Below are 16,767 nucleotides of genomic sequence, written 5' to 3' on the forward strand. Positions count from 1 at the left end.
ACCTAATATATATCACCCGCATTAGAGTTAATACCGAAATTACCTTCGTCTTACATTTCAATTATACCATCTAAATTCAGCTCAAATTTGGGCCCGCGATGAATATTGACCCCACGAACACAGCGGGGTCAGCATGTTCAACACGCGCAACATTGTTACCGGACTGATCAGCGCCGCGGCGCTGATGGCGGGCGCTAGCGCCCATGCCGGTTCGATGCCCTTCATGCCTCGCGGCGAAGGCGTGGGCGCGCCGATGGGCTTCGCTGAGCTGTGCCGCCGCGACGTCGCCACCTGCGGCCTACCCTCAGGCCAGCTGGCCTTGATGGGGGTGGACGCGCCGGCGGGGTCCGCGCTCACATCATCGGTCGGCGCGCAGCCCGCGAGCCCGTTCCAAGCGGCGCACGCCGTGTCCACGAGCGAAGAGGCGAGCCCGCCCCCAGCGGTCGCGCCGACGCCCATCGCGTTGAGCGAGGACGCGATCGCAGGCCAGGGGAGCGTGAACGTCGCCGGTTCAGAGGCGGCCGCCACGACGGCTCTGATGACGTGGATGTCCCGCAGCGAGCGCGAACAGCTGAAGCTGCTCAACCAGGTCAACCAGTTGGTCAACCGCGAGGTCAAGAAGGCGAGCGATCTCGATCTCTATGGCCAGCCCGAATATTGGTCGTTGCCGCGCCTGGTCGATGGCAAGCTCTATGGCGACTGCGAGGACTACGCCCTGGAGAAGCGCCGCCAGCTGATCGCCGCCGGCGTGCCCCAAAGCGCCCTGTCTCTGGCCGTCGCCTTCACCGCTCGGGGTGAGAGCCACGCGGTCCTGATGATCTCGTTGAAGAGCGGCGATTGGGTGCTGGACAACCTGACCCCCTGGGCGACGCCCTGGGAGGACCTGAACTACCGCTGGGTCGAACGCCAAGTGCCCGGCACCGCGCTTTGGACAAGCGCAACCTAAGTCAGTCGGTTCAACCGAAAAGCCCCGGGCCAAGGTCCGGGGCTTTTTCTCTACCGTCGCTACCCAGGCCCGATCGCAACAAAGAAACGCCCGCCCCGGTGGCCGGAGCGGGCGTTTCTTCATATCGATGTGACGTGGGAAAGCCGATCCGCGCTCTACAGGAGCGAAGAAACGCCCCAGGCCAGCAGCCCCCAAAGACCCAGGGACGCCAACATCGCCAATCCCAGGCCAGCCAACGGCGCGAGGCGCGAATCCGGCGCCGAGAGGGCCATGTCCGTGGGGGAGAACGAGATTTCTACGTCGACCATGGTCGCAACTCCTGCTTGTCCAAGGAGTACTGCGATGGCGGTAACGCCCCATGAAAAATCAGGGTTTATTGGGATTAAACACGACGAGGCGCACGCATCGGCTCGCAGCCGCCTTGTTCCGTTCGCGTCCAACATCGAGGTCGCTTGTCAGCGCCTTCTAACCCGCCTCCCCCTGAAAGATAGTTTAAGACTGGCGCGCCCGTACGGTCGTTGCCGTCCTATCAAAGGGCGATGTCAACCCGAACCTACGACGGCTTATTGAGGCGCGGCCTTGGCCTGCTGTTGCTTTGCACGTTCAGACACGATCAAGAACGCCAGACCTATCCGCCCCGCCGGATCGCGGATGCTGTTGGCCAAGGCGGTCAATCGCCTGGGCCCGCGGCCTCGCGCGAACTCCGTGCGCGCTTGGTACATCACCTGTTGGCGAACAGCCGGCGTCAAGAGCGGCCAATGTTCGTAAGCCAGTCGCGCACGGCTCTCGAAGAGGCTGGTCTGGAGCGGCGCTACGGACAGCGAATGGTCAAGGGCCGCATTGGCGGCGTCGACATCTCCGCGCTGGAACTGCACGGCGGCCATACGCAGCCAGGCGCCGCCGGAGGCCGGACGCAGAGCGACCTCACGTTCGGCACGGGCCAGCATGCGCTTTTGGATATCGGGATCCTTCGTTTCCCGTGCGAGGTCTTTCTCGACGCTACTCGCCAGAACTTCCGCCGACGCGGTCGGCGCCCAGGCCATGTCGCCGTCGAAGCGCGACGCCACCAGGGGCGTTGCGAAAAGGAGGGAAACAAAGAGGACGCCACCAGCGAAGACGAAACCGCTCACCGTATTCGGGGGCGGCGCGCGGCGCGACGGCGGGGCGGCCGTCACCGCGCCGAGGCCAACGACGAACAGCGCCTGCAGCGCGGGCACTTGGACAGCGAAATCCGAGAGGCCGTGGATCAGAACCAGAACGGCCGCGGCCACGGTTGCGCGAGCCAGCGCGCCGGCCGTGCCGGGTTGGAGACCTTCGCGCGCGGCCCGCCAAAGCGCCGCCAGAGCCCAGGCCGCCATAAGGACCGTGGCGACGATCCCGCCTTCCTCCAACCATTGAAGATAGAGGTTGTGGGTGGCCCGCACGTCGAAAAGGATCCGCAAGGTCTCGCTGGTGATGATCAGCTGGTTGACGACCGGGAATGAGCCCAGGCCAAATCCAAACCATGGCGACCCTTGGAACGCCTGCCAGTGCGCATCGAAGATCGCCCTCCGTACGACCAGGTCGCCTTCGAGATTCTCGAGACGAGCCGCCGTGAGATCGGCGCTTCGCATGGCCACGCCGATGACGACCAGCAGAGCCGCGGCGCCGCCGATGATGGCGACCGCGCCTAGCTTGCGACCTTGGGCCAAGACCTGCCACGTCAGCAGAACCGCCAGGGCGACCACGGTGGCGAAAATCCCCGCACGCGACGCTGTCATGGCGAGCGCGACAGCGAACACCGCCGCGGCTCCAAGAGACAGGCTCGCATCGAAACTCATCCGCTCGAGGCGAAGTCTGCCGCCGGTTCGGTGAAGGGCCTGGGAAAAGAACGCCACGGCGAACACGACACCGATACCCATCAGCGTCGCGGCGCTATTGGGACTCAACAAGGTCGCCGTGAGCCGCCGTCCGCTCCTCAGCGTGACATGATCCACGATGGCCAGCGCCGCGAACGCGCTCAAGGCCAGCAACATCCACCAGATCAATGTGCGACGTCTGGTCTCCGAGGCTCCGATGATCCACGCCGCGTTGAACAGGCAGGCGAGCCCAAGGAGTCGAAACAGGTTCAGGACAAGCGAGGAACGATCCACCGTGATCGAGCCCGCGCCCTTACCGATATAGGCCCAGACTGGATGTGGACCGCCTGGCCCAAACGGCGTCAGCGCCCAGGCGGCGGCGACCAGCATGCCCAAGAACATCAGGCCTGGCCAAGGCGTTCCCAGAATGCCCGGGACGCGCCGAGCCCAGCCGCATGTGGCGAGCAGGGCCAACAGAAAAAGCGCGTGCAAAGCGCCAAAAACAGAGGCGACCGCGACGTCGCTGGCGCCGAACACGACGATTTCGGCCAAGACGAGCGCAACGAGGGCGCCGATCGCGACGCCCTCGGAGACTTTTAGCGTTCGGGCTCTTGCCGCGCCGGGCGATGGCGAGCCCCCGCCCGAACGCGTTCTAGTCCGCATAGTACTTTCGATAGTTCGCGTAATAGTAATAGGAGTCGCCGTAGCCGTAACGAGACTGGGCCTTGAGGTCCATCTGGGTCAGAGCAACGCCTGCGATGAACGCCCGCGTTCCCTGCAGAAGAGCCAGGGCCGATTGCACGGCCTTAACGGGCGTCTTCTTCCAACGAACCAGCATCACCACGGCGTCGGTATGCGGCGCGAGGATGCGCGTGTCGGCGATCGCCAGCAGCGGCGCGGTGTCGAGCAACACGATCTCGTAACGGCCACGCAACTCCTGCAGCAGGCGGTGCATGGCGGCAGACCCCAACACATCACGCGGCGTGTAGGCCGACTTCGCCAGCGGCAGGATATGGGCGCCGCTCTCGTCGCTAACCAAGGCCTGTTCCAGGGTGGAGACACCGTTCAACACTTCCAGCAGACCTACCTGGGCAGGCTCCTTGAGGAACTGGCTGATCGCGCTTTGACGAAGATCGCAATCGACGACAATGACCTTGGCGCCCGACGTCGCGAGGGTGCGCGCCAGTGAGAAGGTCGTCGTCGTCTTGCCCTCACCCGGAAGGGACGAGGTCACCGCGATCACTTTCACCGTTTCGCCGACCTTCGAGAACAGGATCGACGCCCGGAGCTTCCGGAGACTTTCCGCAAAGCTGGAGAGCGGCTTGATCAACAGATAGTCCGGCGGCGTCACGCCTCGGAGGGTCTTCGCATCGTCGACCGTGGTGTCGAGCGACGGCACGGCGCCCAGATAGGGCAGGCCCAGGCGACGCTCGACCTCGTCTTCGGTGAACAGACCCGCCATCAGGATTTCGGCGAGGACGATCGACGCCAAGCCCGCGCCGAGCGCCAGCACCAGGCCGAGCGCCAGGTTCAGGGACGGCTTGGGATAGCTGGCGCCGGTCGGGATCTTGGCCGGCGACACGACACGGGCGTCAGCCTGCTCGATACCTTCTTGAGTCGTCGTCTGCTTGAAGCGCGACAGCAAGGTCTCGTACAGCGTCTTGACGGATTGAGCCTTGCGCTCCAGCTCCGCCAAACCGATCGCGGCGCGGTTGTTGCCCGCGAGCGTGCCCTTGGACTGCGAGACGCTGGAGGCGACCGAGCCGGTCCGCTGGCGCGCCACCTGAGCCTGGGCTTCCAGGTTCGAGATGATGCGGCGGATTTCAGCCTGGATCTGGGTGTCGATGTCGGCCAGCTCGCGCTTGGCCTTCAGCAGGTCCGGGTGGCGATCACCATAGCGGCCGCTCAAGTCCGCGACCTGGGCGCTCTTTTCGGAGCGCTGCTTCCGCAATTGTTGCACGACCGGCGAGTTCAGAGATTCGCCGACGTCCTCGCCGGTGCTGCCCCGCGCCAACTGTTGGCGCGCGATCGACAAGCGAGCGTCCGTCTCAGCCTGAGCGGCCCGGCTGAGCGCCAGCTGCTGGTTCAGACCCGAAATTTCCTGCTCCGTAAGGGTCGCCCCTTCGGCGCTGAGCAAGTTGTTGGCGATCTTGTATTGCTGCACGGCGGCGTCGGCCTGCGCGACCTGATCGCGAAGCTCGCCCACGCGGGTGTCCAGCCACTCATTGGCCTTCTGCGTCGCGTCGAACTTGGCTTCAAGCTGCTCGGTCAAATATAGATTGGCGAAAGCGTTCGCCAACTCCGCCGCGCGTCGAGGATCGGTGTGCGTGTACTCGATCGAAATCAGATAGGTCAGGCCGGAGCGCCGTACCTTCAGCCCGTCGAGCACATTGTCGACGATCCGTTCGCGACGACGCTGCAGTTCGGTCGGATCGGTGACGGCGACAGGCGCGGCCGCCTTTTTCAACGACGAGAACCAAGCCGTCGCGCCCTTGGCCTTGGGCAGGAAGGGATTGAAGTAGGGGTCTTGCTCAAGCTTCAGATCCTTGACGACCCGCGCGGCCAGCGAACGGGACTTCAGAACCTCGACCTCGGTGTCGACAACGGCGGAGTCCGCGGGCAAGCCCGACAGCACCGCGCTCATGTCGGTCACCTGTTCCTTGCGCACATCCAGCATGACTTGAGCCACCGCCGTATAGCGGGGCGTCTGCTGCAGCGTGAAAAGAACCACGGCGGCGAAGACCACCACGGCCACCGCCGCGAACAGCCGAAAACGCCGTCTGAAGGTCGCGATCGCGATATTGAGATCAAAAGACAACGCTCCGGTGTCATTCACCGGAGCGTTCGAAGTTTCATAACCGGAGCCGTCCATAACCACTCTCAGTAATCGGCAAAACTTGCCGTTTCGTGGACGTGTTTCTTAAAACTGAAGCGCGACAGACGCGATCAGCTTGTTGTCCTTGAACGACGCGCCAGATTGGGCGCCCGACGAGTCCTGCTTGAGGTAGTTATAGGTCAGGAACAGACCCACCCGACGGTTCAGCAGATAGGTCGCCGTCGCCGAGAAGTTGTCGCGCTTGTCGTCGCGATCAACGCCCTTGTAGTTGTCCTTGCCGTGCGTGTAGGCGGCCGAGAGCAGGACGTTCCGCATCAGTTCGTGGTCGATCGACGCGCCGATATTGTTAGAGATGAAGCCCTGCGACCCAGGCGCGGTCGATTCCTCGATGCTCCGCGAGCCATTCAGGCCGATCGTCGTGAGCTGGGTCGGGAACCATTCCAGTCGGCCGACTGCGCTGAAGCCGTCGATATCGGCGAAGATAGGATTGTCGTACGACTGCTTCATGTAGCCGACCTGAACGTCGCCACGCACCAGCTCCGAAACGTCGAAGTTGGCGCCGACGCCGAGAACATAACCGTCCGAGGTGCGGTCGGAGGCGGCGATGTTGGCGTCGTAGTCCTTCTTGTTGCCCGTGGCCGACAGATAAACCGCCGTGTCGGGGCTGACCGCATACTCGGCCTTGGCGCCGTAGTAGAGTTCGTTGCGGTCACGGAAGTCCTGATCGACGATACCCGTACCGGCGACGTTCGGGACATCCTTGTAGTTGAAGTCCTTGTCATCCAAGCGACCCGTCACGCGGAGACGATTGAATTCCTTGGCCAAGGAAATCGTGCCTTGGGTCAGGTCGTACTTCACCGGCTTACCCGAAGCTGTGGGCGCGGTCGGGGAGGTGCGGGGCTCGACGAGGCGCTGGGTCTGAATCGAGCCAGTCAGGTTCGAGCCACGCGCGATGTCGACCCGGCCATTCGCAGCGACCGTGTACTCTTCGGCGTCTTCGGAACCATTGTCCGAATAGCGGATAATGTTGCCGCCAGCGAACAGGCCTAGGGCGTGACGCGACCAGTCGGAGCGAACCGCCAGCTCGGGCTTAACGCGCCAGATCGTGTCGTCGACCTTGTTCGTCGCCTGAGCGTAGATGTTGTCGTTGTGTTCGACGTCGACCGTCATGCGCGGATAGAGCGTGAATCCGCCTGCCTTCTGGCCAGTCGCCTCATAGTCAGGGCGCGGGCGCTGACGGACGCTGACGTTCTTGGCGCGATCGAAGTTAGAGCCGGTTTGTTGAGCCAGGCCAACCTGAGGAAGAGCCAGAGCGATGCAGGCCATAGCGGCCGAGCACATTAGGAGTCGCATGTTTATCCCCACCAGTAGGTGGCGGCCAGCGCACGTCGTGACGCGCCGGTCCGCCCCGGAATTGTATTTCTGTTAGCCGCCGCAGTACGCAGCGACCACGCCGGCGCACGGATCGAACGGAGCCGGCGTCGTGGTCGTCGTGCCGCCACCCGCCGTCGTGCCGGCGTCACCGCCCGCTGCGGTCGAAGACACGCCTTGCAGGCTCACGAGCACGCTGGGGGCGCCCCCGTCGGTCGTGGCGGCCGTGACGGTCGCCGACTGCCCGGTGGCCGCCAACTGCTGCTGCACAGCCGGAGCCGAAGCCACTTGTTGAGCCATTTCAGGAGCGACCGCGGCCGCAACCTGAATGGCGACGCCGGCGCTGACCGTACCGTTCGAAACCGCCTGCACCAGCGCCGCGGCGATCACGGTCGGCGAAGCGCCGGAAGCCGCCAGAGCGGCGGAAACCGCGGCTTGGATAGCGGCAAGCTTCGCCTGGGCCGACAGACGGGCGAAGCCCGGCTGCGCTGCAGCTTGTTGAGCTGCGGCTTGGATCGTAGCTTGCAGCGAAACGGCGGTAGGAGCCGGGGTATTTTGAGCCCAGACCTGACCAGCGCCCATGGGCGCCAGCGCAACGGCCAAGCTGATAGCGATCGCCCGAACGCGATGAGAAGCCATGACTGCTCCCTCCAATTTAACGGCGTCCCTTTAGGACAATGTAAACGAATTCTCTAGCCCAGAACGCGCGCATCCGTCGATTTCTCGGCAGAGGCGTTTCCCGGAGAGCACACTTCCCGTGCAATCCCCGCGAAAGAACACGCGAACGAGCCTTAGACTAAGATTATGACGCGTCTCTCCGCCCCCGGCAGAACTATCAGACTTCGTCAGCAGGCTCGTTAGGCCTAAAAAAACACGCACGCCGTCGTATTGCAACGCCGCAACTGGAAAATCCATAGAAAATGCTGAGAATCTGACCGTTTTCGCGTATTAAGCGATCAAATAGTTCGGTTAACCTGCACTGACTTGGTTAAGATTAGGCCGCCGCCGTGGTTAACCCGGGAACTTGCTGGCGCTGTACGAGGCAGCCGTACCAACCAAGGCCCGCATAGGTCTCGTACCCTGGCGTCAAGGCGTAGCCGACCGTGACGTCGCCATCGGCATAGCTCCCCATCGCCCCCGCCGACGTATCGAGGGGGAAAATTTCGCTGAGAACGCCTTGATTGTCGGAGGACGCCAGAACGCGCCCCTTCTGGTCGAGCAGCATGACACGTGAGCGTTCACGCTCCTCGCTGGTGAGGCGAACGCCGTCCACAACCGCCTGAGCTTGCGGGCGCCAGTCGAAGTGAACCCCCAGGACGCCCAGCGGCTTCCCGCTAGCCTCGCCGCCGGCTCGTATGGCCGTCGCGTAGGTTGCGACGGGCGCATCGCCTAGCGCTCGACACTTCTCGATGTCGCAGGCGACGAAATCGTCTCCGCTCGCAGTGCCCAGCCCTTCCCGGAACCAGCGCGCGTCGGCCACGGATTGGCCCACGACATTTGGGTAGCGCGAGGGCCGACCATTGGCGACGACCCTGCCTCGCGCATCGCAAATCCAGAGGTCGAGATACACAGTATAGGCGTCAAGTATAACGCCAAGACGTTGGCTTGCATGAAGCCGGGAGCCTTCGCCCTCTTCTCCAAGACAGGCGACAACAGCCGAGTCCGTCGCCCACCAGCGCACGTCACAGGTTCGCTCATAGAGGTTCCGGTCGACGATCTCGATAGCATTGAGCGCCAAATCAGCTAGCCGCTGCCCCCGCATATGGGAAAGGATCGCTCCCCCGATCGCCGAGAGTTCGTCCAGATCAGCGCGGACCTGGCTCTCAAGCGCGGCCGCCACAGCGTCTATCTCGGTGGAGATTTTCTTGAATTCTTCGGCGACGATAGCGAAGCCCTTGCCGGCCTCGCCCGCGCGGGCCGCCACGATCAGAGCGTTGATCGAGAGCATTTTGGCCGCTCGGTTCACCCTCGCGATCTCGCCAATCTTCTCGCCCGCTACGCTCGAAAGTCGTTCGGACAAGTCCAGGATCCGTTCCGGACGAAAACTGGAGTCCTGCTCCATAACTGACGCGCCCCCACGCACGCTTAAGCGAATCACCTACCTCCAGGAAGATGACGCCGTCGCCATGACCGCGCGACGGCATGACACCACGCCTGCCGCTTCTTGTCGCCTCCACGATGTGAAAACGCCGGAACGCCCTTGAAACGGGCGCCCGGCGCTCAGAAAACAATCGTTTGCGAGGGGTTAGACGTCAACCTCGGCGTCCAACGCGTTCTCCTGGATGAACTCGCGACGCGGCTCGACAAGGTCGCCCATCAGCCGGCTGAACATGTCGTCAGCGTCATCAGCATGGTTGACGCGGACCTGCAACAGGGTGCGCGCCTCGGCGTCCAGCGTCGTCTCCCATAGCTGCTCGGGGTTCATCTCACCGAGCCCCTTGTAGCGCTGGATCGTCAGCCCTTTGCGTCCGGCGTCGAGCACGGCGTTCACGAGGTCAAGGGGCCCACGGACAGTGGTCGACTTGTCCTTGCGGCGGAACACGGCGCGACCGGAGAAGATCTCCGCCAGCCTGACCGCGCGCTCCGCCAGGCGACGCGCGTCGGCGGCGTGGAGCAGGACGTCGTCGAGCACCACGCGCTCGGAGACGCCGCGGCGCACGCGGCTGAACACAAAGCCGGTATCACCGCGCTCGCCGCTCCAGGGGCCGTCGCCCTCCTCGGCGTAGAGATCGAGGCGGCGCGCCGCGGCGGCGGGATCGGGCGCGTCACCCAGCAGGCCCGCTAGAGCGGCCTGCTCGATGGCGGTCGCCGGCGCGCGCGCCGCCAGACGGTCGATATTGCCCTTGGCGGAGCGGCAGGTCTGGACGAGGGCCAGCAGGTCCTGGCCGATCAGACGCTCGCCGGACGAAAGGTCCAGCTCAGCCCCGTCGACACCCTCGTCGACCAGGAACGCGTCCATCTCGGCGTCATCCTTCAGGTAACGAGAAGACTTGCCCTTACTGGCCTTATAAAGCGGGGGCTGAGCAATATAGATGTAACCGCGCTCGATCAGCTCCGGCATCTGCCGGTAGAAGAAGGTCAAAAGCAGCGTCCGGATGTGCGCGCCGTCGACGTCGGCGTCGGTCATCAGCACGATCTTGTGGTATCGCACCTTGTCCGGATTGAAATCGTCGCGACCGATGCCCGCGCCCAGAGCGGTGATCAGCGTGCCGATCTGGTCCGATGACAACATCTTGTCGAAGCGCGCGCGCTCGACGTTCAGGATCTTGCCGCGCAGCGGCAGAACGGCCTGATTGTCGCGGTTGCGGGCCTGCTTGGCGGAGCCACCAGCCGAGTCCCCCTCGACGATGAAGATCTCGGACTTGGCCGGATCCCGTTCCGAGCAATCGGCGAGCTTGCCTGGCAGAGAGGTGATGTCGAGCGCGCTCTTGCGACGGGTCAGCTCGCGCGCCTTGCGGGCGGCTTCGCGGGCCGCCGCGGCCTCCGCGATCTTCGACACGATAGCCCGCGCCTCGTTCGGGTGTTCTTCGAACCAAGTCGCCAGGCCTTCCTGCACCAGACCTTCAACGGCCGGACGCACTTCGGACGAGACCAGCTTGTCCTTGGTCTGCGAGCTGAACTTGGGGTCCGGCACCTTGACCGACAGGACGCAGGTCAGGCCCTCGCGGGCGTCCTCGCCGCCCAGATTGACCTTCTCCTTCTTCAGGATCCCCGAGCTCTCGGCGTAGTTGGTGATGATCCGGGTCAGGGCCGCGCGGAAGGCCGAGAGGTGCGTGCCGCCGTCCCGCTGCGGGATGTTGTTGGTGAAGCACAGCATCTGCTCGTGGTAGCTGTCGTTCCACCAGAGCGCGAGATCGACCTCGACCTTGTCCTTCAGACCGCGAACCGAGATCGGAGCCTTGAGCAGCGGCGTCTTGGCCTTGTCCAGGTGGCGAACGAACGCCTCGATGCCGCCCTCGTAGTGGAGCTTTTCCTCCCAGGGCTCGGCGTCGCGATGGTCCTTGAACCAGATCGTCACGCCCGAGTTCAGGAACGCCAGCTCGCGCAGGCGGTGTTCCAGCGTTTTCCGGTCGAACTCGATGAACGCGAAGGTGTCCCGTGACGGGAAGAAGGTCACCTCGGTGCCGGTCAGGGTCTCGCCCGCCTTCGGCCCCTCCTGACGCACGGGGGAGTCGCCGGTCACTTTCAGCGAGGTCACGGCGTCGCCGCGCTCGAAGCGCATCTGGTGGACCTTGCCGTTGCGGTGGATCAGCAGCTCCAGCCAGTCCGATAGCGCGTTGACCACCGAGACGCCCACGCCGTGCAGGCCGCCCGAGACCTTGTAGCTGTTCTGGTCGAACTTACCGCCAGCGTGCAGCTGGGTCATGATGACCTCGGCCGCCGAGACGCCTTCGCCCTCGTGCATGTCGACCGGGATGCCGCGTCCGTCATCGGTGACCGTCACCGAGCCGTCGGCGTTCAGGATCACCTGGACCTTGGTCGCGTGCCCGGCGAGGGCCTCGTCGATGGCGTTGTCGACCACCTCATAGACCATGTGGTGCAGGCCCGAGCCGTCGTCGGTGTCACCGATGTACATCGCCCGGGCGTTTGCGAACGGCGTCGAGGCCTTTCAGCACCTTGATCGAGTCGGCGCCGTACTGGGCGGCGGCTTCCTCGGTCGTCATTTCCGGGGTCGACAGTTCGGGAACTTGGTCTTCGGTGTTCTCGGTCATTCGTCTTCCAGAGTAGTCAGGCCGGCGTCGCACACGCGAACACCTAGCGCCCGACCCTTGAGATGGTCGAACAGCGACTCGTCCGTGCCGGTGAGGAAGGCCTGGAGCTTGAGCGCCGTGAGTTCGTCGGCCAATGCGGCTCGTCTCGCAAGATCGAGATGCGCGGCGACTTCGTCGAGCAATATTACAGGATTCGGCGCGGATTCCGCACGCGAAAGTCGCGCGGCCTGGGCCAAAACGAGGTTCAAAATCAGCGCTTTCTGCTCCCCAGTCGAGCATTCGGCCGCGGGCCGGTCTTTCTCGACATGGAAGATGGCCAGATCGCCCCGGTGCGGACCCGTCAGGGCCCGTCCGGCGGCGCCATCTCTTGCCCTGGCGGACAGGAGCGCAGCGGCGAGCTTCTCTTCTATTTCAGCGAAGGGAACGCCTTCCAGCGCGAGCTTTTCCCAATCGCCGGTCAAGGTCAGGCGCGCCTGGGGGAAAGGACGATCGCCGCGTCCATCGATCTCGGCCTGCAAGGCCTGGAGCGTGCGAGCCCGGGCTTGCGCCATCAGCGCGCCGCTCTCGGCCAGCCTCGCCTCCAATGCGTTGAGCCAAGTCGCATCGGGTGGCGCTCCGCGTTCGACCGCCTCGATCAGAAGACGCATCCGTTCGCGTTGGGCCTTGTCATAGGCGTTGGCGTTCGCCGCATGCTGAGGCTCGCCGGCGAAGACGAGCCGGTCAAAGAAACGCCGGCGCTCCGACGCCGCTTCCAGGAAAAGGCGATCCTGGGCGGGGGTGAGCCAGATTGGCCGGACGTGATCGGCCAAGCGGCCCGGTGAGACGGTTTCACCGTCGAGGCGAACCGTCCGACGGCTGGCGCCGCCCTGCTCGACGCCCGTTCCGATCCGAACGGGCGCGTCGGGGCCGCTCTCGACCTCCGCCGCGACAGCCCATGGTCGGCCAGTCGCCTCGCCGGGAAGCCTTCGTCCAACCTCGGCGAGGTTGGCGCCTCGCAGCCCCTTGCCGGGCGTCAGAAGGCTGATGGCTTCCAGCAGGTTGGTCTTCCCAGCGCCGTTAGGGCCGAACAGATAGACGCTGCGCCCGCTCGTCTCGAGTCGCGCGCGCTCGTAGGAGCGGAAGTCGGTCAGTGTCAGGGAAAGCAAAGCGGCCGACGCCATAAGCGCCTAATAGCACTTCACGCGAGATACGCAGCCTCGGACTTCAGGTGAAGCGGCCGCCCCCGGTCGCCAAATGCGCGAAGGCCTGAAGATCGCCCCGAAGGAGGTGAATCATATGCCGCCCGCCCACCAGGACGACCGCCCAGACGCCGACACTCAGAACGACCGCGGCGACGCGTTCCCAGGAAATGCGCATGTCCAGACTCCGTGAGAGTACGGACATGCGCCAGCACCTTGGCCGCAACAGGTCGGGATAATGGCGAAAGCTTGCGCCTTAACCGATCCTGTAGCCGCAGAGCTTGTTGCCATCGAGATCGCGGAAATAGGCGAAGTAGGCTTTGGGCATGCGCGAGCCTGGAGCGCCCTCGTCCTTGCCGCCGAGTTCGATCGCCTTGGCGTGAAAGGCGTCAACCTCCTCGACCGTGTCGAATGCGAACCCGCCCATCATGCCGTTGCCGACACAGGCCGGATTCCCGTCATAGGGGCCGAGCACGCCGAACATGCAGCCGTCGCCGCGGTAAAGGCGACCGCCCGAAGGATGGTCGAACAGCGGCTTGAAGCCGATCGAGCCCAGGAGAGCGTCGTAGAAGGCCTTGGCCTTCTCCAGATCGTTCGAGCCGACCGTCACATAGTTCACCTTGGCCATGGCCACCTCCCGTTTTCTTAGAAAACGGACCTTGGCATGAGCTTGGCGTGATCGCAACCGGACGAACTATTGGCCCAGGCCGAGGACCTTGCGCAGGAACTGTGTCTCCACCTCGCGGCGGCGGTCGTTATTGGCCTTCTTCAGGAAGCCGTGACCCTCGTCCTTGAACTGCACGTACCAGGTCTCCACGCCCTGCTCACGCAGCTTGGCGACAACCTGGTCGGACTCGGACTTGGGGACGCGCGGATCGTTCCAACCCTGCATGACCAGCATCGGCTTGTTGATCTTGCCGACATTGTTGAGCGGCGACATCGTCTCGAACGCCTTCAACATTTTGGGATCGCGCTCGTCGCCATACTCGGCGCGGCGCAGGTCGCGGCGGTAGGCTTCGGTGTTCTGGAGGAACGAGACGAAATTGCTGATCCCGTAACGCTCGACCCCGCCGGCCATACGGTCGGAATAGTGGGTCATGACGGCCAGAGACATGTAGCCGCCGTACGACTGGCCATAGACGACGACCCGGCTGGAATCGAGGTCGGGCTGGGTCGCGATCCAGTCGAGCAGCGCGCCGATGTCCTTGACCGAATCCTCGCGTTTCTCGGCGTTGTCGAGGTTCAGGTAGGTCTTGCCGTAACCGCTGGAGCCACGAACGTTCGTGACGATCACCGCCGCGCCCAGTTCGGCGACGCTGTGCTGGTGGAAGGCGTTGAAAGTGGGCCGCGACTGGCCTTCCGGTCCGCCGTGGATATCGATGATCACCGGCGCCTTCTGGCCCGCCGCCAGCTTGGGCTTGTAGAGGAAGGCGGGGATCGAGCGCTTGTCGAACGACGGGTAACGGATCAGCGTCGGCGCCGTCAGCGCCTCGGAGTCGAGACCGCCCAACTCCGAAGCCGTCCAGCGCTCCAGCTTGCCGTCGACCACGCCCCAACTCCAGGCGTCGCTGACGGACGTCGGCGTCGCGAGACTGAAGCCCAGTTTTGCGCCGTCCGCCGAAAAGACCAGGTTGCTGACCACGCCGGCGGGCAGGGGAGGGCTGGGGCAGCGCCCGGCGCGTGATGAAGTCCTGGACGATCAGTTTCGAATAACCGTCCTCGTTGACGACATAGGCCAAAATCCGTCCGTCACCCGAGAGCGCAAATTCCTCGACGTCCCAGGGCCGGTCCCCGGACACGATGCTCTTCGCGCCGGTCGCCAGGTCGATCCGTACGAGACGCTGGAAGTCCGAACCCTCGTCCGAAAGCAGCAACACAGATTTGCCGTCCGGCGTGAACGATCCGCCCTGATAGGCGACCTTGCCCTTCGAGGGGTTCAGTTCGGTCAGCTTCCCGCTGGCCACGTCGAGCAGCCAGCGCTTGGATTCGACGATCGAGAAGTAACGCCCCAGCAGCACGGTCTTCCCATCGGGCGACACCGCCATCGGCGAGACCTGACCCTCGCCCTTGAAGATCACCTTGGTCGCGCCCGACGCGTCGCGCATCAGCACGTCATAGTTCGCCGAGCCCTTGACCGCGCGCGACCAGACCAGAACCGAACCGTCCTTGGACCAGGCCGGCGAGCCGTTGCGGGTGGCGGGCTCGGTCAGTTGGACGGTCTTGCCGTCGGGACCGCGCAGGAAAAGCTGGAACCACTCGTCGCCGCCGGTGTCCTTGGAGAACAGGATTTGGCCGTTCGGCAAGACGTGGGGCGAGGCCACAGGCTCGTCATAGAAGGTGATCTGGCTGCGATCCGCGCCAGGCGCGCTGACCACATGCAGCTGATTGGTGTTGCCGAACCGCGTGGTGATCAACATGCCGCCGTCCGACAGCCAATCGCCGAACGCGGCGGATCGGGCGTTCTGGTAGCGCGCCAGGCCTTCACGGATCGAAGACGGCGCGACCGGCACATTCTCGAGGATCTGATTGCCGATTTCGCGGCGCTCGACGGCCTGCGAGAAGGCCGGCGCGGCGGAGGCCAAGGCCAGGACGGCGACGGAGGCGACGAGCAGCTTCTTCATGCGAGACCCCAGACAGCAGAACGGGCGCCTGTAAGCGCCCGTCCTTGAACTCGGAAAAGACCGCGGATCAGACCCGCAGCGGCATCAGAACGTACTTCACGCCGGGGTCCACCGGATCGACCACCAGGGTCGGACTGGCTGGATCGGCGAAGCGGAACTCGGCCTGCGGACCGGCGATCTGGCCGCAGACGTCCAGCAGGTAGCGGGCGTTGAAGCCGATTTCGAAGGGCTCGCCGTCGTAGTCGACCTCGACCTCTTCGACCGCCTGGCCGGCTTCCATGTTGCGGACCGTCAGGGTGATGCGGCCCGGCTCGACCGCCAGCTTCACCGAGCGGCTCTTCTCGGCCGAGATCGTCGCCACGCGGTCGACGGCCTTGGCGAACAGGTCGTTGTCGAGCGTCAGGATCTTGGCGTTGTCGCGTGGAATGACGCGCATGTAGTCCGGGAAGGCGCCGTCGATGACCTTGGAGGTCAGGGCGGCCGCGCCGAACTCGAAGCGGACCTTCTGGGGCGAGACCTGCAGGTCGACCGTCTCGCCGGCCGACTCCATCAGGCGGCGGGCCTCGGCGATGGTCTTGCGCGGCACGATCACGCCCGGCAGACCCACCGCGCCTTCGGGCGCCGGCATCTCGGCCAGGGCCAGGCGGTGACCATCGGTGGCCACGGCGCGCAGCTTGGTCTCGCCGCCGTCGTTGACGGTGTGGAGATAGAGGCCGTTCAGGTAGTAGCGAGTCTCTTCGGTCGAGATCGCGAAACGGGTCTTGTCGATCAGGCGGATCAACTCGTTGGTGTCCACCGCGATGCGGCCCGAAAGACCGTCGCTGCTCATCACCGGGAAGTCGCCGGCCGGCAGCACCGGCAGGTTGAACCGCGAGCGGCCCGCCTGGATCACGAGGCGCGGATCATCGCCGCTGAAGCTCAGCGAGACGTCGGCGCCGTCCGGCAGCTTGCGGACGATTTCGTAGAGCGTGTGGGCGGGCGCCGTGATCTGGCCAGGCACATCGATCTGGGCCAGGCCCTCGTCGATGATCTCCATGTCCAGGTCGGTCGCGGAGAACGACAGCTGGTCGCGCTCGGCCGACAACAGGATGTTCGACAGGATCGGGATGGTGTTACGCCGCTCGCGACGACGCTCTGCACGTGCCCCAGCGCCTTCAGGAGCGCCGCCCGTTCGATGGTAAGCTTCATAGTCCGGTCCAGATCGTGCGAGCGCCCGAAAACAGAATCGCCCGCTACCCCCGTGATGATTGGACCGCCGACATTAT

The 16,767-nt window shown here is 64.4% G+C and carries 12 protein-coding genes and 2 pseudogenes; 2 read left to right on the forward strand and 12 right to left on the reverse strand.

Features of this window, described 5'->3' with window-relative positions; genetic code table 11:
* Positions 1–133: 133 nt before the first annotated feature.
* On the forward strand, positions 134–946 hold the full coding sequence (locus tag CSEG_RS19995; protein ID WP_013081049.1) for a transglutaminase-like cysteine peptidase: 813 nt from the start codon (positions 134–136) through the stop codon (positions 944–946).
* Between the two features lie 155 nt (positions 947–1,101).
* Here the strand turns inward: CSEG_RS19995 and CSEG_RS22770 are convergent, their stop codons facing one another.
* From CSEG_RS22770 to CSEG_RS23020, 11 genes and pseudogenes are all read right to left on the reverse strand, one after another.
* Entirely contained in the window at positions 1,102–1,254 is a 153-nt protein-coding gene (locus CSEG_RS22770; protein ID WP_013081050.1) for a hypothetical protein, read from the reverse strand.
* A gap of 255 nt (positions 1,255–1,509) precedes the next feature.
* A complete protein-coding gene (locus tag CSEG_RS20000; protein WP_244264915.1) occupies positions 1,510–3,336 on the reverse strand; it encodes an O-antigen ligase family protein in 1,827 nt (608 codons plus the stop codon).
* A 100-nt stretch (positions 3,337–3,436) separates the two neighbouring features.
* Entirely contained in the window at positions 3,437–5,656 is a 2,220-nt protein-coding gene (locus tag CSEG_RS20005) for a GumC family protein (RefSeq protein WP_013081052.1), read from the reverse strand.
* 48 nt (positions 5,657–5,704) lie between these two features.
* Positions 5,705–6,973, reverse strand: coding sequence for an outer membrane beta-barrel protein (locus tag CSEG_RS20010; RefSeq protein ID WP_013081053.1), 1,269 nt, complete (start codon positions 6,971–6,973; stop codon positions 5,705–5,707).
* Positions 6,974–7,045: 72 nt separating this feature from the next.
* Positions 7,046–7,630: a hypothetical protein gene (locus CSEG_RS20015; RefSeq protein ID WP_013081054.1), complete on the reverse strand. Its 585-nt coding sequence runs from the start codon at positions 7,628–7,630 to the stop codon at positions 7,046–7,048.
* Between the two features lie 355 nt (positions 7,631–7,985).
* The gene (locus CSEG_RS20020; protein WP_013081055.1) at positions 7,986–9,053 is read right to left on the reverse strand and encodes a methyl-accepting chemotaxis protein; all 1,068 of its coding nucleotides are present in this window, start codon (positions 9,051–9,053) and stop codon (positions 7,986–7,988) included.
* A gap of 183 nt (positions 9,054–9,236) precedes the next feature.
* Positions 9,237–11,703 (reverse strand): annotated as a pseudogene (gene gyrB, locus CSEG_RS20025) (DNA topoisomerase (ATP-hydrolyzing) subunit B).
* Positions 11,700–12,863 (reverse strand): DNA replication/repair protein RecF, encoded by a 1,164-nt coding sequence (gene recF / locus CSEG_RS20030; RefSeq protein ID WP_013081056.1) that lies wholly within the window; start codon positions 12,861–12,863, stop codon positions 11,700–11,702. Before recF ends, gyrB begins: the two are co-directional and overlap by 4 nt.
* Positions 12,864–12,906: 43 nt before the next feature.
* Positions 12,907–13,059, reverse strand: coding sequence for a hypothetical protein (locus CSEG_RS22940; protein WP_013081057.1), 153 nt, complete (start codon positions 13,057–13,059; stop codon positions 12,907–12,909).
* Between the two features lie 78 nt (positions 13,060–13,137).
* Positions 13,138–13,509 (reverse strand): VOC family protein, encoded by a 372-nt coding sequence (locus CSEG_RS20040; RefSeq protein WP_013081058.1) that lies wholly within the window; start codon positions 13,507–13,509, stop codon positions 13,138–13,140.
* A gap of 66 nt (positions 13,510–13,575) precedes the next feature.
* On the reverse strand, positions 13,576–14,523 hold the full coding sequence (locus CSEG_RS23020) for an alpha/beta hydrolase family protein (RefSeq protein ID WP_208854792.1): 948 nt from the start codon (positions 14,521–14,523) through the stop codon (positions 13,576–13,578).
* A gap of 568 nt (positions 14,524–15,091) precedes the next feature.
* Here CSEG_RS23020 and CSEG_RS23490 point away from each other — a divergent pair.
* Entirely contained in the window at positions 15,092–15,550 is a 459-nt protein-coding gene (locus CSEG_RS23490) for a hypothetical protein (RefSeq protein WP_244264916.1), read from the forward strand.
* Positions 15,551–15,569: 19 nt separating this feature from the next.
* On the opposite strand, the pseudogene dnaN reads toward CSEG_RS23490, so the two are convergent.
* A pseudogene (gene dnaN, locus CSEG_RS20050) lies at positions 15,570–16,690 on the reverse strand (DNA polymerase III subunit beta).
* Between the last annotated feature and the right edge of the window lie 77 nt (positions 16,691–16,767).

This window comes from Caulobacter segnis ATCC 21756 (genome assembly GCF_000092285.1).
Taxonomy (GTDB): Bacteria; Pseudomonadota; Alphaproteobacteria; order Caulobacterales; family Caulobacteraceae; genus Caulobacter; species Caulobacter segnis.

Excerpts from the sequence above, each read along its gene's own strand:
- CSEG_RS19995 (WP_013081049.1), top strand. The coding sequence starts at position 134 with ATGTTCAACACGCGCAACATTGTTACCGGACTGATCAGCGCCGCGGCG.
- CSEG_RS22770 (WP_013081050.1), bottom strand. The coding sequence starts at position 1,254 with ATGGTCGACGTAGAAATCTCGTTCTCCCCCACGGACATGGCCCTCTCG.
- CSEG_RS20005 (WP_013081052.1), bottom strand. The coding sequence starts at position 5,656 with ATGGACGGCTCCGGTTATGAAACTTCGAACGCTCCGGTGAATGACACC.
- CSEG_RS20010 (WP_013081053.1), bottom strand. The coding sequence starts at position 6,973 with ATGCGACTCCTAATGTGCTCGGCCGCTATGGCCTGCATCGCTCTGGCT.
- CSEG_RS20015 (WP_013081054.1), bottom strand. The coding sequence starts at position 7,630 with ATGGCTTCTCATCGCGTTCGGGCGATCGCTATCAGCTTGGCCGTTGCG.
- CSEG_RS20020 (WP_013081055.1), bottom strand. The coding sequence starts at position 9,053 with ATGGAGCAGGACTCCAGTTTTCGTCCGGAACGGATCCTGGACTTGTCC.
- recF (WP_013081056.1), bottom strand. The coding sequence starts at position 12,863 with ATGGCGTCGGCCGCTTTGCTTTCCCTGACACTGACCGACTTCCGCTCC.
- CSEG_RS22940 (WP_013081057.1), bottom strand. The coding sequence starts at position 13,059 with ATGCGCATTTCCTGGGAACGCGTCGCCGCGGTCGTTCTGAGTGTCGGC.
- CSEG_RS20040 (WP_013081058.1), bottom strand. The coding sequence starts at position 13,509 with ATGGCCAAGGTGAACTATGTGACGGTCGGCTCGAACGATCTGGAGAAG.